This window comes from Pseudomonas sp. A125 (assembly GCF_055409485.1).
The window spans coordinates 198,692-219,248 of sequence record NZ_JBUZVP010000002.1; the positions used below are offsets into that span (position 1 = coordinate 198,692).

Consider the following 20,557-nt stretch of genomic DNA (forward strand, 5'->3'; position numbering starts at 1 on the left):
CTCACCCTTAAAATTGCGCCGTTTGTTCAATCGGCGACGAGTGCGGGGTTTCATGCTGGCGTCTCAATCATGGGAGGCACAGATGAAAAAGATAATGGCCTGGGTGTATGCACCTTTGTTCTGGTTGGGGTTTATCGGGTGGGCGCTGTGGCTGGTTCAGATGGACGCACCCCTATGGCTGGGGCTGGTGTTTGTCGCGGCGGTGGCGGTGTCGTTTATCGCGGAGTGGTGCTTGCCCTATGAACCGCAGTGGAATCGCAACCAGGGTGATCGTCGGCGCGACATGATTCACGCGTTGGTTAATGAAGCCCTGAATGCGCTGGGCTTGTTGATCTTGCCGGTATTGACCGCACTGCTCGCCTTCGACGGCGTATGGCCGCGTGCATGGCCGCTCTGGGCGCAATTGCTGCTGGCGATCTTCATCGCTGACGCGGGCATTACCCTGATGCATTACGCCAGCCACCGAGTCGCCGCATTGTGGCGCCTGCATGCGGTGCATCACAGCGTGCAGCGGTTGTACGGTTTCAATGGCTTGATGAAGCATCCATTGCACCAGATGCTTGAAGCCACGGCCGGGTTGGCACCGTTGATCCTGCTGGGCATTCCCACGGAGGTGGCGCTGCTGCTGGCCCTGGCGATTGCCGTGCAGTTGCTGTTGCAGCATTCCAATGTCGACATGCGCCTGGGACCGTTGCGCTGGGTGTTCGCCTGGGCACCAGTGCATCGTTTTCATCACATGAAATATGGCCGGGCTGGGGATGTTAATTTCGGCTTGTTTTTTAATCTGTGGGATTGGCTGTTGGGCACGGCGTTTTACAGCCACGACTATTCAATGGCGCAGGGCGACCTGGGAATTGGCAGCCGGCCGGATTTTCCGCTGGAGTATATGGCCCAGTTGCGCGATCCGTTCAGGACGGTGCAGTTGAGCAAGGAGCCGCCGGTTCCCACCGATCTACTGTAGCAGCGGTGTCAGTTGCAGGTTGCGCAACGACGCCCCGGCCGTGACGCCGAATAACTGTTTCATGGTCCGGGAAAAATGCGCCGAATCGGCGAACCCGGCGCCATGGGCTGCTTCGGTCAGGGTGCTGCCACCGAGCGCCAGGCCCAGCGCTACACGCAAGCGCCGCCACAGCACCAGGCGGCGCACCGGCAACCCCAATTGAATGGCGAACAAGCGCTCCAGTTGGCTCAACGACACATGGGCTGCCTGCGCAAGCGCGTGGGCCGAGACTTTGCCGCTCAGTTGCTGGTCCAGCGCCAACAGTGCGCGCTCCACGCGGGCGTCTTCCAGTGCGCGCCTGGGCAGTTGGCGCAGCGTGCAGTCGAGTGCTTCCAGCGACCGTTCGCTATCGGCCAGGGCGGCTTGCAGGGGGGCGAGGTCGAACGCGCTGGGCTCGGCAAACACCGTCACCACCTCACCGTCGGTGTGGAGGATGGCGTGGGGCATTCTTGAGGGGATAAACAGGTGATGGGCCGTGGTGACACGGCCATCAAGGCTGGCCGTGATCGGCCCGCCCTGAGAGAACATCAACTGATAGGCATAGTGTGCATGGGGCGCGGTAGGCCCGGGTGTACCCTGGATCAGGCCGTAATCACGACCCAACCACAGGTGCTTGAAGCTTTCCATAGCCATGGTCCTGCAGAAGGTCCGAAACACTCGAGGACGGCCAGCGCTTGTAGTACTTCAGCAGTTCGGCGGCGCGGTTGGTGAATATCCCATCGACGCCGGCTTTCATCACCTTGTCGAAGTCCACCGGCTCGTCCACGGTGTACACGTGCACCAGCAGGCCTTTGTCGTGGGTCAACTGGTTCATCTCGGGTTTGACCAGGTCGGAATAGCTTTGGTCGCCCAAGTTGGTCAACTGTGCCGAAGGGCCGGTACCGATGGCGCCCAGGCTCTTGGCCTCGTCGATCCACTTTTCAAACTCGGCGGCGTCCTTGGGCTCCTGCTTGGCGTAGTAGGCGGCTTTGCTCGGCTCGCCGGACTCGGCGAAGGTCACCTTGGATTTCGGTTCGATGCTGCCTTCACCCACCCACAGCAGCAGGATTTTCGGGGTGTTGGGCATCTCTTTTTGCAGTTCTTTCAGGCTGTCCTTCTCAAAGGTCTGCAGCACCACGCGGCCCTTGCCCTGGCCGACGCCGATGTTTTTCTGGGCCTGGTTGGAGCCGGTAGAACTCAGCCAGCCTTTATCCAGCAGCTTGTTCTTGAGGTCGGCTTCGATACCCGGGAATTGCTTCGGCTCTTTGGTTTCGATGTACAAGCCTGGTTTGTGCTGCGGGTTGCCTTCGGCGATCTTGATGATTTCGTCCAGGCTCTGGATTTTCAAGCCAACGAACCCAGGGCGTGCGCGATCCGGGTAGGCGGCGTTGAACCAGCTGCCGGCGTCGAGGGTTTTAAGCTCGGCCCAGGTGAATTCGTTGGCCGGGCTGTCCTTGCGCTCGGGGAACTTGGTGGCAACGTCGGTGGTGCGTTGCAGGTTGTTGTCATGGAGGGCGAACAGCACGCCGTCCTTGCTGCGTTGCAGGTCCATTTCCAGGTAGTCGGCACCCAGGTCACGCGCCACTTTGTAGGCGGCTGCGGTGGACTCCGGTGCATCGAAGGAGGCGCCACGGTGGGCGATGACCGCGGGGTGCGGAATGCCTTCGTTGGTGGCCAATTCGGTAGGGCTGATCGGGCTTGCCGCCTGTGCGTGGCCAAGGCCCAGCATCAGGGCCAGCAGCAGGGCACTCTTGGTAAACGTGACAGGCATATGCGAAGTCCTTTCGTGGAGGTAACTTTGAGAAGGGCTCCTTTTTAACAATTGAATGCGAAAGGCGCTATCACCAAACCGACATTAACGTGTTCACCGGCTATTTTTCTGCGCTTTTGTGCTGTGCTATGCAGTACTCTTGCCATCAGCTGCCCCATCAGAGGGCAGGTTCTTCTGCCACGCGTGTAAACCATCTTTCCAGTCCAAGTAGGACTTTTCAGTGAGGTTTACCATGCGCATCACCTCCGAGCTTATCTGCCAGGCCGCCGACCAACTGCACGGGTTTGTCGGCTTGAACCGCAAGACTGGCCATTACATTGTCCGTTTCAGCGAAGACTCCTTTGGCATGGACGTGGCCGATGACGGCATCATCCCGACCGCAGAATTTGTCTGGCAGCCGGTTGACGAGCAAACCATGACCTTGTCGCGCGAGCGGATCCAGTTATTGCTCGACCAGAATATCGACGATCGCATCAACATCACCGAACCGCTGCGGGTGTACATGCGCCGGGTGGAGATTCCACAGATCAGTGCGGTGCGCAGTCTGGTCAGTTGAGTGCCGCATTGCCCTGCGGCTGGAGCACTTTTTGTGGCGAGGGAGCTTGCTCCCGCTGGAGTGCGCAGCGCTTCCGTTTTTTTTAGGGCCGCTTCGCAGCCCAGCGGGAGCAAGCTCCCTCGCCACAGCAGCTCCCTCGCCACAGAAGCTCCCACACTTCTGGACTCCCTCTTGTCCAGTGTTGCACATAGGTTGATGTTTCAGCGTTCAAACGCATAAGCCCGCTCTACCTTGCACACCCGCGTGTGGCACGCCGAGTACCAGGTAGAGCGGCCCTGTTCGCGCACCTGCGTGTGTTCGGCGTGTTGCTTCCAGGCCAGGATCGCGGCTTCGCTCTGCCAGTAGGACACGGTGATGCCCAAGCCATCTTCCCCACGGGCCGATTCCACGCCGAGGAACCCAGGCTGTTGCCGGGCCAGTTCGAGCATACGGTTGGCGGCCTGCCCGTAGCCTTGGTCGCCTTCGGTGCGCATGGAACTGAAGATCACCGCGTAGTACGGCGGCTTGGGTGTCTCGGCGATCATACGCAGGCCTTGAGCAGCGCAATCACCAGCGGCGGAGTGGTGCCCTTGAGCGCCGCACGTTCCGGCTGGAACAACGTCGCGACAAAAAACGGATGGTCCAGCAATTCCACCGCGCGCAAGTCGCCCGCCGAGTCATGGCCGCTGGCAATCAGGTCGGCCTCCAGCAGTGCGCTTGCGAACTCGGGATTGATCCCATAGCGGCAGCGGTAGCCTTCATGAATATCGAGGGTGGCGTAGGCCTCAGCGATGCGGGTAAAGGCCAGCAAGCGGATGGTGGCAGTCGCCTCCACCAACGCGCAGGTCAGCGGTGTGAGCACCGCACGTGGCGAGTCAGGGGCCAGTTCGCCATGCTCGGCATCGGCCCAGCCCAGCACGTTGCGGGCATATTCGAGCACCGCGTGTTGAAAACCGCCGCAGGTGCCGAGGAAAGGGCGCCGTTGTTCGCGGGCGTAACGGATCGCCAGCAGGGCGCCGTCGAGGTCGCGGTAGGGGCTGGCGGGGACGCACCAGAAGCCGTCGTAGTGCTGCAATTGTTCGGTGGATTTGATCGTGTCGGTGGCCAGCCAGTCGAACCGCACCGTGCGGCCCAGCGTCTCGCCGGCCTGTTGCAACGCCAAGGGGATGGCCTGGTGTGCGGTGACTTGCGCATCGTAGTCGCCGATCAAGGCCAGGTGCAGGGTGGTTTTATTCATTGAGGTTATTCCGTGGCTTGTTGAGTCCTGGCGCTCACTATAGATTGGCGTCTGCGCAATCAATATTGGCGTTAGCCCACATGCTCAATGCAGCCACGCACTATCAAGTCGACTACCCCGACCTTTCCCTGGTCCTCGCGCTGGTGCGGGGCGGCACGCTTGCACGGGCGGCGGCGTTGTTGCGGGTGGATGTGTCCACCGTGTTTCGCGCGGTGCGGCGGCTGGAGACGGCGCTGGGTCAGACGCTGTTCGAAAAAAGCCGCGCCGGCTACCTGCCCACCACCTTGGCCACCACCCTCGCCGAGCAGGCCGAGCGTGCCGAACAGGCGCTGGAAGCGGCACGTGTGGGAGTGGAGCTGGGCGGTGAAGTGATCAGTGGCACGGTGCGGCTGACCTGTACCGATTCGGTGTTGCAAGCTCTGTTGCTGCCCGCCCTGGCGCAGTTCATGCCCAATTATCCGGCGTTGACCCTGGAACTGAGCACCTCCAATGACTTTGCCAACCTCAGCCGGCGCGACGCGGATATTGCCCTGCGCCTGACCAAGGCACCGCCTGAGCATCTGGTAGGGCGTTGCCTGGGCACCGTGTCGTATCGGGTGTGCGCCAGCGCCGACTATGCCCGCCAGCATCAGGACGAGGAGTTGGCCACCCAGAGCTGGATCGCGCCGGATGAGTTCCTGCCGGATCATCCCACTGTCACGTGGCGGCGCCAGCATTTGCCGGGAGTGTTGCCGGCCTATCGCTGTAACAGCATGGTCTCGGTGACCGAACTGGTGCGCGCGGGGCTTGGCGTAGCCGCGTTGCCGGATTACCTGCTGGGCGCGGGCCTGCAACCGTTAAGCCTGCCGCTTACGGGGCACGACACGGGATTGTGGCTGCTGACGCGCCCCGATTGCCGGGCGTTGCGCTCGGTGGTCACTTTATTTGATCAGTTGGGCCAGCATGTGTGCTTGCCGCAGCACTAACGGCAGGCGCTGGTGGAGGGCTAGGATTTGCGCACGAACTGTTCGTGCATTTCGGTGGTCAGCCCTTCGATGCGCTCGGTCAGTTGCTTGGTCATCTCGGTGAGTTTGGTGTTCTGTTCCAGCAATTCCAGCAGCTGTCTGGTGGTCTGCGCCGCCTGGGCCTGGCGTTCGGTGTTGGCCACGGCCAGGGCTTCGCGGTGCTGGGCGTCGGCGTCGGACTGGGCCTTGTCCCGAGCGGCCTGGCGGGTTTGGGCCAGCAAAATCAAGGGCGCGGCGTAGGCCGATTGCAGGCTGAACGCCAGGTTCAAGAGGATGAACGGGTAGACGTCAAAGTGCGTGACGCCGGTCATGTTGAGCACGACCCACAAAATCACGATCGCCGTTTGCGCCCCCAGAAACGTCGGCGTGCCAAAGAAGCGCGCGAAGGCTTCGGCTTTCAGCGCAAACGTATCGTTGCCGAAGGTCGGCCCGAGGTGGGCGTGTTTACGGTGAAAACGCAGGTGGTCAACGTTGGCTTCAGGTTTATCCGGGGTCATGGCGGGCTCGAGTCCGTGGCGTAAGACAGGCACCACTATAGACCGAGCCCTCGACCAGGCACATGAAGAAGCCTGTCGCTTACCTGTTGCGCTGCTCATTGGCAAACGCACTGACGGCCTGTACTGCCTCGCTGGCGCCTGTGCGAATCTGCAGGATGACTGTGCCGGCCTGGTCGGCCAGCTCCACGCCCTGGGCAGCGCGGTCGCGAGTGCCGTCCATGCTGTCGATGGCCAGGCGGGTTTCGGCCTGGATCATCTCGATCATCGAGGAAATTTCCGCCGTTGAACCGCTGGTGCGTGCCGCCAACTGCCGTACTTCATCGGCCACCACCGCAAACCCGGGCCCCTGTTCACCTGCTCGCGCGGCTTCGATGGCAGCATTCAAGGCCAGCAGGTTGGTCTGGTCGGCAATCGCGCGGATGGTGTTGACGATGGCGGTGATCTGCTGCGAACGCTCGCCCAACTTGGCGATCAGCGCGCAAGAACCGTCGATATTGGTAGCAATCTCACGCATGCCCGTGGCGGTTTGCTGGATCACCTCGGCGCCTTTTTCGGCGATGTTCCGGGTTTGCAGGGAGATGTGATAGGCCTGTGTAGCGCTGTGCGCGTCGGCGGCGTGTTTCTCCACCATGGCACTGACGTCGGAGGCGTATTTGACCACCTTGCACAGGCGCCCGCTGGCGTCGTACACCGGGTTGTAGCTGGCCTCCAGCCAGATTGGCTGGCCGCTGCTGGTCACCCGCTCGAAGGTGCCCGACTGGAATTGGCCGTTGCGCAGTTGCGTCCACAGCTGACCGTACTCGGCGCTGCGGGTGAATGCGGGGGTGCAAAACAGGCGGTGGGACTGGCTCACGACTTGGTCGGCGTTATAGCCCATGGCCTTGAGAAAATTATCGTTGGCCCGTAGGACCGACGGTCGCGTTTAATACAGACGAGGTGCAGCCGGCAGGATTCAGGCGCTATGGGCTACCCCGTAGTAGCTGATATTGACCCGGTTGCGGCCGGTGTCCTTGGCCGCGTACAGCGCGCGGTCCGCTGCGTTGAGCCACATGGCCGCGTCGGTGAAGGCGCTCTGGAACGAGGCCAGGCCGATGCTCAGGCTGACCCGCAGCTCGGGGATTTGCGGGTTACGGTGGTTGTTGAATACCTCGCGCATACGCTCCATGACTTGCGCGGCCTGTTCCAGGGGCATGTCCGGAAGAATCACACAGAACTCGTCGCCGCCGTAACGCCCGGCCAGGTCGTTTTCCCGCAGGTTGCGCCGCAGCTCCAGGCTCAGTTGGCGCAGCACCTGGTCACCGATGATGTGCCCGTAGCGGTCGTTGATCTGCTTGAAGTGGTCGATATCGATCAGTGCGATGGTGGCATGGACGTGTTGCTGCTGGCACTTGTGAAATTTCAGGTGCAGCAGGTCTTTCCACGAACCGTGATTGAGCAGGCCGGTGAGGCTGTCGGTGCGGCTCAGGGCACTCAGGGCGCGCTTGTGCTCCGACAGTTTGATCGCCAGGCGGTAGCAGACCATGCCCAGCGCCATCGGGTACAAAGTCAGCATCGGCAGGCAGGCGTAGACCTGGACCAGGCTGACGTCGGGGTTGAACGTGACCCCGAACAACAGCCATGACACGCCGACTCCCACCAATTGCGCCACGATGCCATGCAGGAACAGGCGTTTGCCGCCAGCGGCGACGTTGTTCATGGTCATCATCGACAGGATGGTCACGGCCGTGAGAGGCGTGAACTGAGTGGTAGCCGCCCAGAACCCGCCAAGCAACGAGTCGTACAGCAGGTTTCGCCGTTCAGCCTTGTAGGGGAAGTTGGAGCGGGTCGAGAGTTGGTACGCCAGGTGGGCCCAGCCAAAACCATTGAACAGCAGCAACGCCCAGACCCAGCCTGGCATTTGCAGCGGGTAAAGCGCCGCGGTGACGCTGATGCAGCCGATGCCCAGGCCGATGATCCTTGGCCTGTAGATACGCCTGGCAAATGACAGCCCTTTGCCTCGTTGGTTTTCCATAGATTCCTGGGTCGATTCTTTTTTGCAGGTGCGACGGCACACGTGATCGAGAAAACCACTGGGCGGATAATACGTGTGAATATTGTCAGTTATTCGCGTAGGAATAATCAGTGTCCTTCGAGGCCATTTGCAAAGGACACGTGGCGAATCAGACAAAAACGACCTTGGATGTCGTTCCTGCAACAGGTCAGTGTTGCGGCACGACCTCGTAGCCTGCCAGGAACAGGTCGATGGCCGACTCAATGACGTTCGCTTGGGCGTCGGCGTCCAGGGTCGGCTGGCCGAGGGTGATCTGGGGCCAGAAGGCAAAGGCCTTGAGCAGGCTTTGCACTTGGTGGGCGGCGAAGCATGGGTCGGTGCAGCTCAGTCGGCCGTCGTCCTGGGCGGCGCGCACCCATTGGGTGAAGCCTTCTTCGCGTTTGCTCAGGCGGTTGACCATGTCTTGGGCGCGGTCCGGCGAGTGGATGGTGGCGGCGATCGCCACACGGGCCAGGTCGAGGAAGTTGGCGTCCGACATCATCGTCATCTTGGCCTGCAGCAACCCGCGCAGTTGCTCGCGCAGCGGGCGGTCGCTGGCGTAGCTGACGTCCAGTTGCGCGACGCTGCTGGCCCACAACTGGTGCAGGATTTCAGCAAACAGCTCTTCCTTGCTGGGGAAGTGGTTGTACACCGTACGCTTGGAAACGCCCGCGGTGGCGGCGATCTTGTCCATGCTGGTGACCTCGAAACCGTTGTCGCGAAACTCGGTGATGGCGGCAGCCACGATGGCTTCGCGTTTACGGTCGGTGAGGCGCTGAGGTGCAGTCATGGGGCGATTTCGGCTCTGAGGGGAAACTTACACTCGGTAGTTTACTTGCTCCCGGTTTTGTTGCAATCTAGAAACTACACTGTGCAGTGTAATTTTTTGAGCAGTCTGCAGGAGTTCCTCGGTAATGGCCACGATCTCAACCCGTCTCGACAGTTCTTCTACAGCGCCCAAGTCTTCAGAACAGCAGCAAGGTCACTTCACCAATCAACAGCCCATCCAGCATGGCGGCTTCGGCAAGACCCTGGGCATCATGTGGAAGATGCTCTTCCAGAAGCCCCGCAGCACGCGGCCAGTGGGTGAGATCCCGGTGCAACCGCTGACGCGCGAGCAACTGTTTGCCGCCCCCGACCACAGCGTTTTTCGTCTCGGGCATTCCACGGTGCTGCTGAAAATGCGCGGCAAGTTCTGGCTGACCGACCCGGTGTTCGCCGAGCGCGCATCGCCGTTCAGTTGGGCCGGCCCCAAGCGTTTCCACCAGCCGCCCATCAGCCTTGAGGACCTGCCGCCGATCGAGGCGGTGATCCTTTCCCACAATCACTACGACCACCTGGACCACAAGGCGGTGGTGCAACTGGCGGACAAGACCCGCTACTTTCTCGCGCCGCTGGGCGTGGGCGATACGTTGGTGAAGTGGGGCGTGGACGCCAGCAAGGTGCGGCAGCTGGATTGGTGGCAGGGCACTGAAGTCGACGGCATTCGGTTTGTCTCAACCCCGGCCCAGCATTTTTCCGGGCGTGGCCTGTTCGATGGCAACCAGACGCTGTGGTGCTCGTGGGTGATGATCGACGGTGCACGGCGGATTTTTTTCAGCGGTGATACCGGCTATTTCGAAGGCTTCAAGCGTATCGGCGAACAGTATGGCCCGTTCGACCTGACCCTGATGGAAACCGGTGCTTACAACGTCGATTGGCCTCACGTTCACATGCAACCGGAAGAAACCCTGCAAGCGCACGTCGACTTGAAGGGGCGCTGGCTGCTGCCTATCCACAACGGCACGTTCGACCTGGCGTTTCACGCGTGGCACGAACCCTTCGACCGCATCATGGCGTTGGCGTGGGAGCGCAATGTATCGATCACTACGCCGGCGATGGGGCAGGCCTTCATGCTCAATCAACCGGAGCGCGGGCACGCCTGGTGGCTGGAAGTGGAGCATGCCGGTAACGAGCAGCACGTCGGCGGGTGATAGCTATTTAGCTGCAACCCCGGCGCTGAGTTGCAAGGCGTTTCTGTCCTACATCAGTTGCGGTGAAAGGATGCAATCATTCTTCGAAAATCTGTTTCGAGGCGTGGGAGCGTATGGACGAAAAGAGTCGGAAGGTCACAGCGTCGGGCGCGCCGTGCCTGTTCAAACAATCAGTCTTGGGGGACAGTTCTGTTCCTCTGCCTTGTGCCCCAACAGTCAGCAAGGGCGTGGTATTTGGTAGCGACGCCGACGGTGCAATCGTAAATTCTGCTGCGTACTCAGGCAGCCTTGAGTTTGGTGCCATCAACGGTTACGGGCCCAGGTTCGAGATGCCCGGCCCAATGATGCGCACCGTACGCGACCCCTCGTTATCACTGATCGCGCTCAACGGCGTTGACCCCGAGGGGCCGGTGATGGTGCAGGTCCCGCCGGTCGCTGATGCGGGGCAATGGAGAAGCACACTGTCGTTGGCAGGCAGCCGTATCGGGTTTGCCTGCGAGTGTGTGGCCGGTGGTGTTCGGGAAACGATCCAGCACAGCGCGCAGTTTGCCCGCGTACTCAACGCACTGCGCATGGCCGGTGCGGAGCTAGTGCCGGTGCAGGCGCTTGTCACGGATAACGCCCGTCATTTCACCCTGGACTCGAGCAACGAGATTAACGACCGGGTCGCGGAAAATCGGCTGGATGGGTTGGTGTCCGATGCCCAAAGTACCGCCTTTCATCAAGCATCCACGGCAGGCAACCCAAGCTTTCGTGTGCCGGTTGGCATGGGCGCCGATGGGGTTTCAACGGTTATCTGGTTCTATGGTGCGCATTGGTCCGCAGAGCGTCTGGCGGCGCTGGTGCTGGGCTGCCGCAATGTTTTAGGGCACCTTCAAATGCCTACTCCACCGTGAGATTGATCGTACGCGCCTGCAAGAACTAACCCCGAGTCATTGAATGATCCGCTTCTTAGACTTAACCGAGGATATCGTCCGGTATCTCCAATATTCAGACGGTTAGGGGCATTTATGATAGGACCCAGTGTGGGGGCGGGATGGGGAGCCGGCCTTTTCGATGCGGTGACAAACCCGCCGCAGGCCTATAGGAGCGCCGAGGACCTGGCGGCGGACATGAACCGGCCCAATGGTGCCAATTCGGGCTCGGTAGTGCGGGATTCGCTGAAACTGATCGCTAGCATGGACAAGGGTTTGCAGGGCGCTAATGCGTTCATTGAAATCAACCCTGACGCTCGTGAAAAAGCCCGTGAACTGGATCAGGAACGTGCCGAAGGCAAAGTGCGCGGGCCCCTGCACGGCGTTCCGATAGCGCTTAAAGATGTGTTCGAAACGGGCGACAAGATGCAGACCAGTGGTGGCTCAATGGCGCTGGTGGGCAGGCCCGCGTCAAAGAATGCCAAGGTGGTGGACAACCTGCTGAAGGCCGGCGTGGTGATTATTGGAAAAACCAACATGAGCGAGTTATCCAACTTTCGCTCGGACACGCCGCTTGACGGGTGGAGTTCCAGGGGCGGTCAAACACTCAACCCTCATCGGTTAAGTGGCCAGGCGGCGGGTTCCAGTACCGGTTCGGCGGTAGCAGTCGCCCAAGGGATTGTGCCCTTGGCACTGGGCGTCGAAACCAACGGCTCGATCATTACACCGGCGGCCTATAACGGTGTCGTTGGTTTCAAGCCCACCGAAGGCCTGGTGAGTACTGAAGGGGTGATGACCAGTTCACGCCAGGACACCGTGGGCACCTTTACCCGTAACGTGCGCGACGCTGCGCAAGCACTCAATGCCATGACCCAGACGAACCTCTACACCGTTGGGCTCGGGCCTGATTCCCTGGTGGGCAAACGCATTGGCTACACGCCGTTGCCCGAGTTATCGGCTGATGACGCCAGCGACCCGGCTAAAAGAGCAGACCGTCAGCACTTTGAAGACGCTATCCAGTTGCTGCAGGCCAACGGCGCAACAATGGTGCCGGTAGGGCGGTTGGCCGAGGGGGTGTCGGACGACACCTATGACAGTTATGGGCTGGCCCTGTACGCGGATGTGCAGCAAAAGCTCGAGGATTACCTCGCCGGGCGCGAGGGGCTTGCGGTGAAATCGCTGTCTGAGCTGATTGACTTCAATGAGCGCAACAACGGTCCAGGTGTTCCCGACCAAAGGCTTCTCACCATGATTAGAGACCTTGATGTCAGCGAACACGTGCGGGAAGAATTGTGGGCTGACATTGGCCCGATCTTCAAGGGCACCATCAACACACCACTGACCGAACACAGGCTCGACGCCATCGTGTCGAACTTCCTCTCGCACAGTTACTACTACGGCGCGGCAGCCGGTTACCCCGGTATATCCGTGCCATCGGGCATGGATGATGACGGTATGCCGACCGCGGTTCACTTTTATGGCGCGAGCTTGAGCGAGCCTACGTTGCTTTCGGTCGCCTACGGGTATGAGCAGGCCTCCCAGGCAATCAGGAAGCCTGCATTTATGGCTGGCCTGCGCTAATCCATATCACTTCAGCCCATAACGAGCGGCAGGTTCACGGTGCGACAGGTTCGGACCGAGGGCCAGCCGGGCGCTTTCGTAGTCAGCCCAATCAGTGCTGTCTGGAAGTGACGGGATCGTCACGGTTTCCCCCAGGGCCAGGCCCGCCAGGGCGGCGTCTACCAGGTTTTCGGTGGTCATTACCATGGTTTCGGGCAGGTTGTTCACGGGCAGGCCGGCAATGTCCCAGAACTCCGTGGCAGTGGCGCCTGGCAGCACCACCTGCACCACCACGCCCTTGTCGCTCAGTTCATGCTGCAACGATTCGCTGAACGCCTGCACGAAGGCCTTGGTACCGCCATATACACCGTTGAGCACTTTGGGAGCGAGGGCGACAATCGAGCCAATGTTGATAATCGTACCGCGACCCTGAGCCACAAAATTGGTTGCCGCCGCCTTGGCCAGGCGAGTCAACGCCAGTACGTTAAGCAGGATCATCGCGTCCATTTTGTCGGCATCCGACTCCAGCAGCGACGCCGTGGCCCCCACCCCGGCGTTATTTACCAGCAGGCTGATGCGGCTGTCTTTTTGCACGAGCTGGGCGATGCGCGCCAGGTCGGCTGGCAGATTGAGGTCGGCTGCAACCACTTCAACGTCACGCTGGGTGCTGGCCTTCAAGCGAGTTGCCAGTTGCTCCAGGCGGTGCTGATTGCGGGCCACCAGGATCAAATCGTAGCCCGCGTGCGCCAGGCGGTCGGCATACACCGCGCCTATTCCCGACGAGGCGCCGGTGATCAGGGCATAACCTTTGTGTTGTGACATGGCAGTTGCTCCAAATGGCCGGGCAAAGGATCGGCCTTGTTGCAACCAAGATTATGGGTGTAATGTGGTGGCCGCAATGTCATATATCCCTCTTTTAAAGACATGAGGTTTGGCCATGGTGTCCGTCGGTATTCTGCTGTTTCAAGGTTTCCAGGTGCTCAGCCTGTCCACCAGCAGCGTGTTCGAATTTGCCAACTTCGTGGTGGGGCATCCGTTCTACCGAGTGGACTTGCTGTCGGAGCAGGGTGGGCCGATTAAAAGCTCCATGGGCTTTGCCATTGATAGCCTGGCATTTGGGCAGCAGGCCTATGACACGATCGTGGTGCTGGGAGACAACGAATTACTTGAGCCCACACCCGGCATGGTGGCTTATTTGCAGGAGTCGTTGACGGCATCGCGTCGGGTCACGTCGACCTGTACCGGCTCGTTCCACCTGGCCTCGGCCGGGCTGTTGGAGGGGCGCAAGGCAACCACCCACTGGTACCACGCCATGACGTTTCGCCAGCGCTACCCCAATGTGAAGCTGGAGGAAGACCGGATCTTCACCGTCGATGGTCCCCTGTGGACGTCCGCCGGGATGACCGCCTGCATCGATCTGGCCCTGGCCCTGGTAGAGCATGACCTGGGCGTGGAAGTGGCTCGCGATGTGGCGAAAAAACTGGTGGTCTACCATCGCCGTGCCGGTGGCCAGTCGCAGTTTTCTGCGCTGCTGGAACTGGACCCCAAATCCGATCGTGTTCAAACCGCCCTTGCCTGGGCCAAGGGGCACTTGCGTGAAGACCTCTCGGTAGAACAACTGGCCGAAGCGGCGCACCTCAGCCCGCGTCAGTTCAGCCGGCTGTTTCGCGCCGAAACCGGTCAGTCTCCGGCCAAGGCGGTTGAACACCTGCGCATTGAAGCGGCGCGCCTGATGCTCGAGTCTGGCAGCCACTCCATCGACGTCGTCGCCCGAGAGACGGGTTTCGGTGACCCAGAGCGCATGCGTCGGGCCTTTTTACGGGCGTTTGGCCAGCCGCCACAAATGATCCGCCGGGCGTTGCAGCTGCAGGCATGAATGCAGGGCCTGGACGCTACGCACCATTGGGCTGAGGTGTTGTTGGATCAATCGATGCCGCTGTTGAATCCAGAAACCGGGAGATGATCCCTTTAGGAGTGGGTTGTGCTGCGGCGCTGGCGCCACCCCGCACACTCATCCCCCACCCCGGCGCAAACCCCGGGAAAAACACCAGCCCTTCAGCCTCCAGACGAAACGCCACACTCAGGCGGACCTCATCGTCCACATCGCCATGGCTTTCAAGACGCTGGAGGGCGTCCACGTCCACCTCCGCTTCCCGGGCCAGGTCTTCCCGGCTCCAGCCCAGCATCAGGCGCGCCTGCACACTGTGGCGTGGGGTGAATTGGTGAAGGACGATCTGCTGTTCTACGGTGCTGCTCATTGCCAGAGAGGACATGGGGGTTCTCCAGGTTCGACGGGGGAGGACTAACTATACTGTGTTTTTGTACAGTTGTTTTGACCGCTCATCAACTGGATTTTTCGATAAGGTACCCGCCGCTCTATTTCGCGCCTTCCAGATAGGTACTCGGTGAGTGGCCGAGCACCCGTCGGAACATGCTGGAAAAAGCCGCGGGGTTTTCGTAGCCCAAGTCCAGGGCGATGCGGGTGACGCTTTCACCGCTGGCCAACCGTGCCAGGGCTTGCACCACGCAGGCGCGCTGGCGCCACTGCACGAAACTCAGGCCGGTGTGTTGGCGAAAATGCCGGCTGAAAGTGCGCAGGCTCAGGTGCGATTGTTCCGCCCATTGCACAGGTGACTGGTGCACGTGCGGCTGCTGCAGAAACGCCAGGCACAAGGCAAGCAAGCGTGGCTCCTCCGGCAACGGGATATGCAGCGGCAAGTGCGTGGCGCGGGCCAGTTCATGCAGCAGCAGGCTGACTAAGGAACCGTCGCGCCCGGCAGTGTCGTATTCAAGGGGCATCTCCACCGCTTCAATAAGCAACTGGCGCATCAATGGCGAAACGCTGATGACCTGGCAACTGGCGCCCAAGTCGGTGATGGCATGCGGTTCGATATACAGGCTGCGCGTCGACACCCCGAGCATCAGCACTTCGTGGGGCACATGGGCGGGAATCCACACTGCGCGTTGCGGCGGCACAACCCAGTTGCCTTCATGGGTACCGACTTGCATCACCCCGGTGGCGCCATACAACAACTGTCCGCGCCGGTGGCTGTGGCGCTTGAGCAGATAGCCGTGGGGATAGTCGGTGCCGATCGCCACTACCGTACGAGGCGTCAGGTCCAGTTGAGCGATGGAAACGTTGCGCATGGGGCTGCTTCCGGCAGTGGCAATATCTCGCATATTATTGGCCGACTTGCGCAAGCGGGCCAAGCCTTGATTCTCTATTGTCGTCAGCTCTCCCCGATGCTGAAGGCGATACTGGATGTTCTATCTATTACTGGCGCTGTTTGGCTGCATGACCGGCGTGACGGCGGTGCTGTTCGGATTCGGCGGCGGGTTCGTGGTGGTGCCGTTACTGTACGGCATGCTCACCCTCAGCCACGACGCGGGCGTGAGTGAATCAGCGATGCATATTGCAGTCGCCACTTCCACGTGCGTGATGATCGTCAATGCGCTGATCGCCACCGGAAAACACCGTCGCAAAGGTAATCTGATTCGCCATTACCTGTGGCCGTTGGGCGGGTTTATCGGGGTCGGCGCCGTGCTGGGAGCCGGCGCTGCGATGTTCGCCACCGGCGATTTCATCCGCTACGCCTTTATCGCGTACCTGGCGGTCACCATCGTCGATTGCCTGTTGCGCGGGGGCTTTCTCAGCCAGGACGACACGCTCCATCCACGACGCCTGAGCGGCACGGAAGTGACGGGCGGTGGCATCGTCATTGGTGCGATCGCGACTTTCCTGGGGGTGGGCGGCAGCGTGATGACCGTGCCGCTGTTGCGCCGTTGCGGCTTGAGCATGTCCCAGGCCACGTCCATGGCCAACCCGTTGAGTGTGCCGGTGGCGCTGGCCGGTACGTTTACCTACATGGTCATGGCAGGATTCGCCAACGTGGAATTGGGCGCGTGGTTTGTCGGCTATATCGACTTGCTGGCGTTTGCCATCCTCACCTTGGGCTCGCTGCTGGGCATTCGCCTGGCCACGCCGTGGATCGGTCGCATCCCGGATGCGTTGCATGCGCGGGTGTATATCGGGTTGTTGGGCGTGGTGATGGTGAGCATGCTGCTCTAGCTCTCCAGCCCCGGCGCCTCGCGGATAATCAGGTGGTCCAGGTTCTCGATATTGGCACTGAACACCCCGAACGTCTGCTCGGGGTTCTTCTTGCTCGGCACTTGTTTCAGCTGCGGCGTCACGCCGTAGAAGAAGCAATACAACGCCCGCTCACTGCCCACTGCCGCCTTGATCTGCTCCAGGAATGCGTTGCGCTTGCGGTAGTTCTCGATCAGTTTTTTGCTCAGGTAAACGTTGACCGAGTAGGGCTTCTTGTCGAGCCAGGCCTTCTTTTCGAAGTCGATGCGAAAGCTGCTGGTGTAGTCCTTGATCTCCTTGATCCTGCCCCAATAGATCAGGCCTTTGTTGTCTTGCAGGTATTCGATCTTCTTGAAAAACGTCCAGTAGGTCGCGGTGTGATCGCCGATCTTCAAGGGCATGCTTTTAAGCTTTTCCTTGTCATCGATATTGGACACGTAGCACTCCACCGGATGGGCGAAGACGCTGGTCTTGTCCGGAGTGGTCTCGCTTGAACTGTGAGACAAGGTGCTGCGGGTTGTCGGCGTTTTCGGTGGTTCTTGCGGGGTGCCGCCCTCGGCACCGATCAGCGGTGTCTTGCGTGGGTACTGGCGTCGGGTCAGGACAAATTCCGACGGGAAATTTTCCTCCGGCCCATCCTCTGCTTCACCTTTTCCGACATGGCGGCTGGCGTAACGGCAACCCTCGATATGTCGGGTGCTGGGGATATTCTTGAAGTGCGGCGTGCGCAGGTAATTGACGTTTTTCGCGTTGAACGTACCCAGCACATTGCCCGCCTCAAACGCTGCCCGGCACTCGTCGTTGGGGCACAGGAAGCTGTCCTTGTCGGAATCGAAGGCGGCGGTTTCGTCGAAATTCAGGTCGCGCACGTCGTAGATCGACAGCTTGTCGTCGAGACTCAGGCTGTAGGCCGTGTCGAATTTCATGGGGCTCGGGTCCGTGAGAGATTTCGCTATTAATAGCGGGATATGGCGCAAATATCAGCAGAAATCAGGTACGAACCGTCACCCGCCGGCCACTCAGGAAGCACAAGGTGCCGCCTACCGCGGTCAGGCCACTCAGCACATAGAACATCGAGGCCGGCGAGGCGTTTATCAGCAGGTAGCCGCAGATCACCGGGCTCAATGCCCCGCCAAATGCCGCCAGGTTTTGTGCGCCGTAATAACTGCCGCGCAGGGCGTCCGGGGCGATGGTGTCGATAAACAGGAATTCGGAAGGGTAGATGATCATCTCCCCCAGGGTGAACACAAACATCGCGATGCACCACGACACCAGGCTGTCCGCCATGCTGAAGCCGATCAACCCGGCGATAAACAGCGAGGTGCCGAGCACGATCCAGTAACGCAGTTGTTCACGCTTGAGGAATCGGCCGATCTGGTACTGCATCAGAATTACCGTGATGGCGTTGCACGCCAGCACGGCCGAGAGAATTTTCAGCGCGCTCTCTGGCTTGTAGGCCACCAGCAGGAACTGCGACAGATACAGGGTGTAGCGCCCGTGGACAATGGTGCTCAACAGGCTGCCGCTGGTAAACAGGATCAAGGTGCGATCGCTGCGCAGCGTCCTCAGGGTGCTGAGAAAACTTAAGGGTTTGTTGCTGTCATCGCGTTGGGTCGGTGGGATGCCGATCATCAAGAACAGGCTGCCAAAGGCAATCGCGCTGGCGATCAGGAACGGCGCCAGCGGCATGTGGCCGGCGATCACCACGCCCAGCATGGGGCCGGTGGCGTAGCCCACATTGGTCAGGGTGTAGCGCAGGGAAAACACCTTGGCGCGCTGGCCCACCGGCAGGTTCTCGCTGATGATCGCCTTGGAGCCGATCAGGAACAGCGCCGACGCGGCTTCGGTGATCACCAGGGTCAGGGTGGTCAGGTACAGGTTGTTGGCAAAGGTCAGCAACAGAAAACCGATGGCGCTGGAGAGCATCGCCAGGATCAACAGTTTGCGTTTTTCCAGGCGGTCGATGATGTAGCCGCCGTACAGGCCCAGCAGCGTGGCGATGAATACGGCGATGCCCATCAGCAAGCCAATGTCTTGCTGGTTTAGACCCAGGCGGGTGCTGAGTAATAGGGCGAGCAATGGGCTGGTCATGGCGCGGCTGACGACGATGGTCACCGAGCAGATCATCAGGCGGCGGATTACCAGGGAGTAGGTGGCCACGGTGGGGCGGATGTCCTTGTCATAAATGCGTAGTCAAGCCGAGCATTGTTCTACAAATCAATGAAGATCAAATGTGGGAGCTGGCTTGCCTGCGATGGCGGTGGGTCAGCTTTTATATTCGTCGCTTGACTCACCGCCATCGCGGGCAAGCCCGGCTCCCACAGGGTTACGCGGTGTTACTGGCCAGCATTGATGCTGATTTTTTCCACCGCACCCTGTTCCAGGTCCCACTTCTGCAGAATCTTGCCGTACGTCCCATCATCAATCATGCCCTGCAGCGCTTCGCTGATGGCTGTGACCAACTCGGTATTGCTCTTCTCAATCCCCAGCCCCGTGAACTGCTTGGAAATCGCCAGGCCCACCGGCTTGTACTTACCCTTGTCCAGCGACATCAGGTAAGGAATGGTTTCACTGCCCTGCATCGCCGCATCCAGACGGTTTTGCTGCAACTGCGCACGAGCATCCGCAGAACCTTCAGTGCCAATGACTACGATCGCTGGCTTACCGGCTTTCTCGCAGTTTTCCTTGCTCCAGGCGGCAATTTCCGACGGCCAGGTAGTGCGTCGGCTGGTGCCGACTTTCTTGCCGCACAGGTCAGTCAATTCCTTGAGGTCTTCACGCTTGGCCAGGGTGTACAGCTGCGGGCCGCTGGTGAAGTAATCGATAAAGGTCACCGCCTTCTGGCGCTCGGCCGTGTCGCTCATGCCCGACAGCACAATGTCCACGCGCTTGGTGGTCAGGCCGCTGAGCATCTGTTCGAAGCCGGTTTCCTGCCACTTGATCTTCACCCCCAGGCGCTCGGCCAGGGCGTTGCCCAGGTCAAAGTCCAGGCCGGTGAGTTTGTTGGTGGCGGTGTCCTTGAAATCCATCGGCGGGTAGTTCGGCACGATGGCCGCGCTGATCTCACCCTTGTCCTTGATCGCTGCCGGCAATGCCGCCAAAACCGACGTGGAGGCCATCAGGCCTACGAGCAAACTTGGAAGAAACAGATTTTTCATGGGGGCGTTCTCGTTAGTTTTTTAGTTAAGTGCGAACGGCAGAAATAAAGCTTTGGGTACGCGGGTTTTGTGGGCTTATTAGAATTTCTTCAGGGCTGCCGGCTTCCACAATCTGGCCGGCGTCCATAAACACCATGCGGTTGGACACTTCGCGCGCGAAGCCCAACTCATGGGTGACCACAATCATGGTCATGCCGGTGGTGGCCAAGTCGCGCATCACCGACAGCACTTCTCCTACCAGCTCCGGGTCGAGGGCTGACGTGGGTTCGTCAAACAACATCAGCTTGGGGCGCATCGCCAACGCACGGGCAATTGCCACTCGTTGTTGCTGCCCGCCAGACAATTCCACCGGGTAGGCATTGCGCTTGTCCGCCAGGCCGACGCGGGCCAGCAACTCCAACGCGTCTTCGGTGGCTTCCTTGGGCGAGCGCTTGAGCACCTGGCACGGGCCTTCGATGATGTTCTGCAACACGGTCATGTGCGGGAACAAATTGAAGCGCTGAAACACCATGCCGGTGGCCAAGCGCTGACGGGCGATCTGTGATTCATTCAACTCATGCAGCTTGTTGCCGACGACCCGGTAACCCACCAGTTCGCCATCGACCCACAGGCCGCCCTTGTCGATTTTTTCCAGCTGATTGACGCAGCGCAGCAGGGTACTTTTGCCGGAACCCGACGGGCCGATAATGCACAGCACTTCGCCTTGTTCGACTTCCAGGTTGATGTCCTGCAACGCGTGATACTGGTCGTAATACTTGTTCAGGTTCACGGCCTTGACGATGCTTCTCATGGGGCAAATCTCCTCAGTCAGGG

Annotated in this window: 22 protein-coding genes and 1 pseudogene; 8 read left to right on the forward strand and 15 right to left on the reverse strand. The window is 60.3% G+C overall.

Going from position 1 to position 20,557, the window contains the following annotated elements:
- The first annotated feature begins 82 nt into the window (after positions 1–82).
- The gene (locus tag ACZRN6_RS03920) at positions 83–961 is read left to right on the forward strand and encodes a sterol desaturase family protein (RefSeq protein ID WP_464007258.1); all 879 of its coding nucleotides are present in this window, start codon (positions 83–85) and stop codon (positions 959–961) included.
- Here the strand turns inward: ACZRN6_RS03920 and ACZRN6_RS03925 are convergent.
- Together ACZRN6_RS03925 and ACZRN6_RS03930 are read right to left on the reverse strand one after the other, a co-directional pair.
- The gene (locus ACZRN6_RS03925; protein WP_464007259.1) at positions 953–1,633 is read right to left on the reverse strand and encodes a helix-turn-helix domain-containing protein; all 681 of its coding nucleotides are present in this window, start codon (positions 1,631–1,633) and stop codon (positions 953–955) included. The two genes, ACZRN6_RS03920 and ACZRN6_RS03925, sit on opposite strands and share 9 nt — an antisense overlap.
- Complete coding sequence (locus ACZRN6_RS03930; RefSeq protein WP_464007260.1) at positions 1,593–2,750, reverse strand: glycerophosphodiester phosphodiesterase; 1,158 nt, start codon at positions 2,748–2,750, stop codon at positions 1,593–1,595. Before ACZRN6_RS03930 ends, ACZRN6_RS03925 begins: the two co-directional genes overlap by 41 nt.
- A 232-nt stretch (positions 2,751–2,982) precedes the next feature.
- Between ACZRN6_RS03930 and ACZRN6_RS03935 the strand changes: the two genes are divergently transcribed.
- Entirely contained in the window at positions 2,983–3,306 is a 324-nt protein-coding gene (locus ACZRN6_RS03935; protein WP_322146997.1) for a DUF2025 family protein, read from the forward strand.
- Between the two features lie 200 nt (positions 3,307–3,506).
- Here the strand turns inward: ACZRN6_RS03935 and ACZRN6_RS03940 are convergent, their stop codons facing one another.
- Both ACZRN6_RS03940 and ACZRN6_RS03945 read right to left on the reverse strand, forming a co-directional pair.
- Positions 3,507–3,830, reverse strand: a complete 324-nt coding sequence (locus tag ACZRN6_RS03940; RefSeq protein ID WP_464007261.1) for an antibiotic biosynthesis monooxygenase family protein — start codon at positions 3,828–3,830, stop codon at positions 3,507–3,509.
- The gene (locus ACZRN6_RS03945; RefSeq protein ID WP_464007262.1) at positions 3,827–4,522 is read right to left on the reverse strand and encodes a CTP synthase C-terminal region-related (seleno)protein; all 696 of its coding nucleotides are present in this window, start codon (positions 4,520–4,522) and stop codon (positions 3,827–3,829) included. The genes ACZRN6_RS03940 and ACZRN6_RS03945 overlap by 4 nt, the downstream gene beginning before the upstream one ends.
- 80 nt (positions 4,523–4,602) lie before the next feature.
- On the opposite strand from ACZRN6_RS03945, the gene ACZRN6_RS03950 reads away from it, so the two are divergent.
- Entirely contained in the window at positions 4,603–5,487 is an 885-nt protein-coding gene (locus ACZRN6_RS03950) for a LysR family transcriptional regulator (protein ID WP_464007263.1), read from the forward strand.
- 20 nt (positions 5,488–5,507) lie between these two features.
- On the opposite strand, the gene ACZRN6_RS03955 is transcribed toward ACZRN6_RS03950, so the two are convergent.
- The 4 genes and pseudogenes from ACZRN6_RS03955 to ACZRN6_RS03970 all read right to left on the reverse strand — a co-directional run bounded on the left by ACZRN6_RS03955 (position 5,508) and on the right by ACZRN6_RS03970 (position 8,842).
- Positions 5,508–6,023, reverse strand: a complete 516-nt coding sequence (locus ACZRN6_RS03955) for a DUF1003 domain-containing protein (RefSeq protein WP_464007264.1) — start codon at positions 6,021–6,023, stop codon at positions 5,508–5,510.
- Positions 6,024–6,102: 79 nt separating this feature from the next.
- A pseudogene (locus tag ACZRN6_RS03960) lies at positions 6,103–6,924 on the reverse strand (methyl-accepting chemotaxis protein); the annotation flags it as partial.
- A 51-nt stretch (positions 6,925–6,975) separates the two neighbouring features.
- Positions 6,976–8,034, reverse strand: a complete 1,059-nt coding sequence (locus tag ACZRN6_RS03965; RefSeq protein WP_464007265.1) for a diguanylate cyclase — start codon at positions 8,032–8,034, stop codon at positions 6,976–6,978.
- A gap of 187 nt (positions 8,035–8,221) precedes the next feature.
- Entirely contained in the window at positions 8,222–8,842 is a 621-nt protein-coding gene (locus tag ACZRN6_RS03970; protein WP_322146991.1) for a TetR/AcrR family transcriptional regulator, read from the reverse strand.
- Positions 8,843–8,966: 124 nt separating this feature from the next.
- On the opposite strand from ACZRN6_RS03970, the gene ACZRN6_RS03975 reads away from it, so the two are divergent.
- From ACZRN6_RS03975 to ACZRN6_RS03985, 3 genes are all read left to right on the forward strand, one after another.
- Complete coding sequence (locus tag ACZRN6_RS03975) at positions 8,967–10,025, forward strand: MBL fold metallo-hydrolase (protein WP_464007266.1); 1,059 nt, start codon at positions 8,967–8,969, stop codon at positions 10,023–10,025.
- A gap of 113 nt (positions 10,026–10,138) precedes the next feature.
- The gene (locus tag ACZRN6_RS03980) at positions 10,139–10,921 is read left to right on the forward strand and encodes a hypothetical protein (protein WP_322146989.1); all 783 of its coding nucleotides are present in this window, start codon (positions 10,139–10,141) and stop codon (positions 10,919–10,921) included.
- A 216-nt stretch (positions 10,922–11,137) separates the two neighbouring features.
- The gene (locus ACZRN6_RS03985) at positions 11,138–12,520 is read left to right on the forward strand and encodes an amidase family protein (protein WP_464007267.1); all 1,383 of its coding nucleotides are present in this window, start codon (positions 11,138–11,140) and stop codon (positions 12,518–12,520) included.
- 6 nt (positions 12,521–12,526) lie between these two features.
- Here the strand turns inward: ACZRN6_RS03985 and ACZRN6_RS03990 are convergent, their stop codons facing one another.
- Positions 12,527–13,321, reverse strand: coding sequence for an SDR family NAD(P)-dependent oxidoreductase (locus ACZRN6_RS03990; RefSeq protein ID WP_464007268.1), 795 nt, complete (start codon positions 13,319–13,321; stop codon positions 12,527–12,529).
- A gap of 115 nt (positions 13,322–13,436) precedes the next feature.
- On the opposite strand from ACZRN6_RS03990, the gene ACZRN6_RS03995 reads away from it, so the two are divergent.
- Complete coding sequence (locus ACZRN6_RS03995; protein WP_322146986.1) at positions 13,437–14,375, forward strand: GlxA family transcriptional regulator; 939 nt, start codon at positions 13,437–13,439, stop codon at positions 14,373–14,375.
- Between the two features lie 16 nt (positions 14,376–14,391).
- On the opposite strand, the gene ACZRN6_RS04000 is transcribed toward ACZRN6_RS03995, so the two are convergent.
- Positions 14,392–14,772 (reverse strand): helix-turn-helix domain-containing protein, encoded by a 381-nt coding sequence (locus tag ACZRN6_RS04000; protein ID WP_464007269.1) that lies wholly within the window; start codon positions 14,770–14,772, stop codon positions 14,392–14,394.
- A 103-nt stretch (positions 14,773–14,875) separates the two neighbouring features.
- Positions 14,876–15,646, reverse strand: coding sequence for an AraC family transcriptional regulator (locus tag ACZRN6_RS04005; RefSeq protein ID WP_464007270.1), 771 nt, complete (start codon positions 15,644–15,646; stop codon positions 14,876–14,878).
- Between the two features lie 115 nt (positions 15,647–15,761).
- Here ACZRN6_RS04005 and ACZRN6_RS04010 point away from each other — a divergent pair, with 115 nt between their 5' ends.
- Complete coding sequence (locus ACZRN6_RS04010) at positions 15,762–16,568, forward strand: sulfite exporter TauE/SafE family protein (RefSeq protein ID WP_464007271.1); 807 nt, start codon at positions 15,762–15,764, stop codon at positions 16,566–16,568.
- On the opposite strand, the gene ACZRN6_RS04015 is transcribed toward ACZRN6_RS04010, so the two are convergent.
- The 4 genes from ACZRN6_RS04015 to ACZRN6_RS04030 all read right to left on the reverse strand — a co-directional run bounded on the left by ACZRN6_RS04015 (position 16,565) and on the right by ACZRN6_RS04030 (position 20,534).
- The gene (locus tag ACZRN6_RS04015) at positions 16,565–17,512 is read right to left on the reverse strand and encodes a hypothetical protein (RefSeq protein WP_464007272.1); all 948 of its coding nucleotides are present in this window, start codon (positions 17,510–17,512) and stop codon (positions 16,565–16,567) included. The two genes, ACZRN6_RS04010 and ACZRN6_RS04015, sit on opposite strands and share 4 nt — an antisense overlap.
- Positions 17,513–17,576: 64 nt before the next feature.
- A complete protein-coding gene (locus ACZRN6_RS04020; protein WP_464007273.1) occupies positions 17,577–18,746 on the reverse strand; it encodes an MFS transporter in 1,170 nt (389 codons plus the stop codon).
- A gap of 176 nt (positions 18,747–18,922) precedes the next feature.
- Positions 18,923–19,744 (reverse strand): ABC transporter substrate-binding protein, encoded by an 822-nt coding sequence (locus ACZRN6_RS04025; RefSeq protein WP_219406042.1) that lies wholly within the window; start codon positions 19,742–19,744, stop codon positions 18,923–18,925.
- A gap of 25 nt (positions 19,745–19,769) precedes the next feature.
- On the reverse strand, positions 19,770–20,534 hold the full coding sequence (locus ACZRN6_RS04030; protein ID WP_003211502.1) for an amino acid ABC transporter ATP-binding protein: 765 nt from the start codon (positions 20,532–20,534) through the stop codon (positions 19,770–19,772).
- Between the last annotated feature and the right edge of the window lie 23 nt (positions 20,535–20,557).

Bases quoted from the DNA above. Each gene is read 5' to 3' on its own strand.
- ACZRN6_RS03935 (WP_322146997.1), top strand. From the start codon at position 2,983: ATGCGCATCACCTCCGAGCTTATCTGCCAGGCCGCCGACCAACTGCAC.
- ACZRN6_RS03975 (WP_464007266.1), top strand. From the start codon at position 8,967: ATGGCCACGATCTCAACCCGTCTCGACAGTTCTTCTACAGCGCCCAAG.
- ACZRN6_RS04025 (WP_219406042.1), bottom strand. From the start codon at position 19,744: ATGAAAAATCTGTTTCTTCCAAGTTTGCTCGTAGGCCTGATGGCCTCC.
- ACZRN6_RS03950 (WP_464007263.1), top strand. From the start codon at position 4,603: ATGCTCAATGCAGCCACGCACTATCAAGTCGACTACCCCGACCTTTCC.
- ACZRN6_RS04030 (WP_003211502.1), bottom strand. From the start codon at position 20,534: ATGAGAAGCATCGTCAAGGCCGTGAACCTGAACAAGTATTACGACCAG.
- ACZRN6_RS03970 (WP_322146991.1), bottom strand. From the start codon at position 8,842: ATGACTGCACCTCAGCGCCTCACCGACCGTAAACGCGAAGCCATCGTG.
- ACZRN6_RS03940 (WP_464007261.1), bottom strand. From the start codon at position 3,830: ATGATCGCCGAGACACCCAAGCCGCCGTACTACGCGGTGATCTTCAGT.
- ACZRN6_RS03985 (WP_464007267.1), top strand. From the start codon at position 11,138: ATGAACCGGCCCAATGGTGCCAATTCGGGCTCGGTAGTGCGGGATTCG.
- ACZRN6_RS03965 (WP_464007265.1), bottom strand. From the start codon at position 8,034: ATGGAAAACCAACGAGGCAAAGGGCTGTCATTTGCCAGGCGTATCTAC.
- ACZRN6_RS03930 (WP_464007260.1), bottom strand. From the start codon at position 2,750: ATGCCTGTCACGTTTACCAAGAGTGCCCTGCTGCTGGCCCTGATGCTG.
- ACZRN6_RS03920 (WP_464007258.1), top strand. From the start codon at position 83: ATGAAAAAGATAATGGCCTGGGTGTATGCACCTTTGTTCTGGTTGGGG.
- ACZRN6_RS04000 (WP_464007269.1), bottom strand. From the start codon at position 14,772: ATGTCCTCTCTGGCAATGAGCAGCACCGTAGAACAGCAGATCGTCCTT.
- ACZRN6_RS04010 (WP_464007271.1), top strand. From the start codon at position 15,762: ATGTTCTATCTATTACTGGCGCTGTTTGGCTGCATGACCGGCGTGACG.
- ACZRN6_RS03945 (WP_464007262.1), bottom strand. From the start codon at position 4,522: ATGAATAAAACCACCCTGCACCTGGCCTTGATCGGCGACTACGATGCG.
- ACZRN6_RS03980 (WP_322146989.1), top strand. From the start codon at position 10,139: ATGGACGAAAAGAGTCGGAAGGTCACAGCGTCGGGCGCGCCGTGCCTG.
- ACZRN6_RS03995 (WP_322146986.1), top strand. From the start codon at position 13,437: ATGGTGTCCGTCGGTATTCTGCTGTTTCAAGGTTTCCAGGTGCTCAGC.
- ACZRN6_RS03990 (WP_464007268.1), bottom strand. From the start codon at position 13,321: ATGTCACAACACAAAGGTTATGCCCTGATCACCGGCGCCTCGTCGGGA.
- ACZRN6_RS04005 (WP_464007270.1), bottom strand. From the start codon at position 15,646: ATGCGCAACGTTTCCATCGCTCAACTGGACCTGACGCCTCGTACGGTA.
- ACZRN6_RS03925 (WP_464007259.1), bottom strand. From the start codon at position 1,633: ATGGCTATGGAAAGCTTCAAGCACCTGTGGTTGGGTCGTGATTACGGC.
- ACZRN6_RS03955 (WP_464007264.1), bottom strand. From the start codon at position 6,023: ATGACCCCGGATAAACCTGAAGCCAACGTTGACCACCTGCGTTTTCAC.
- ACZRN6_RS04015 (WP_464007272.1), bottom strand. From the start codon at position 17,512: ATGAAATTCGACACGGCCTACAGCCTGAGTCTCGACGACAAGCTGTCG.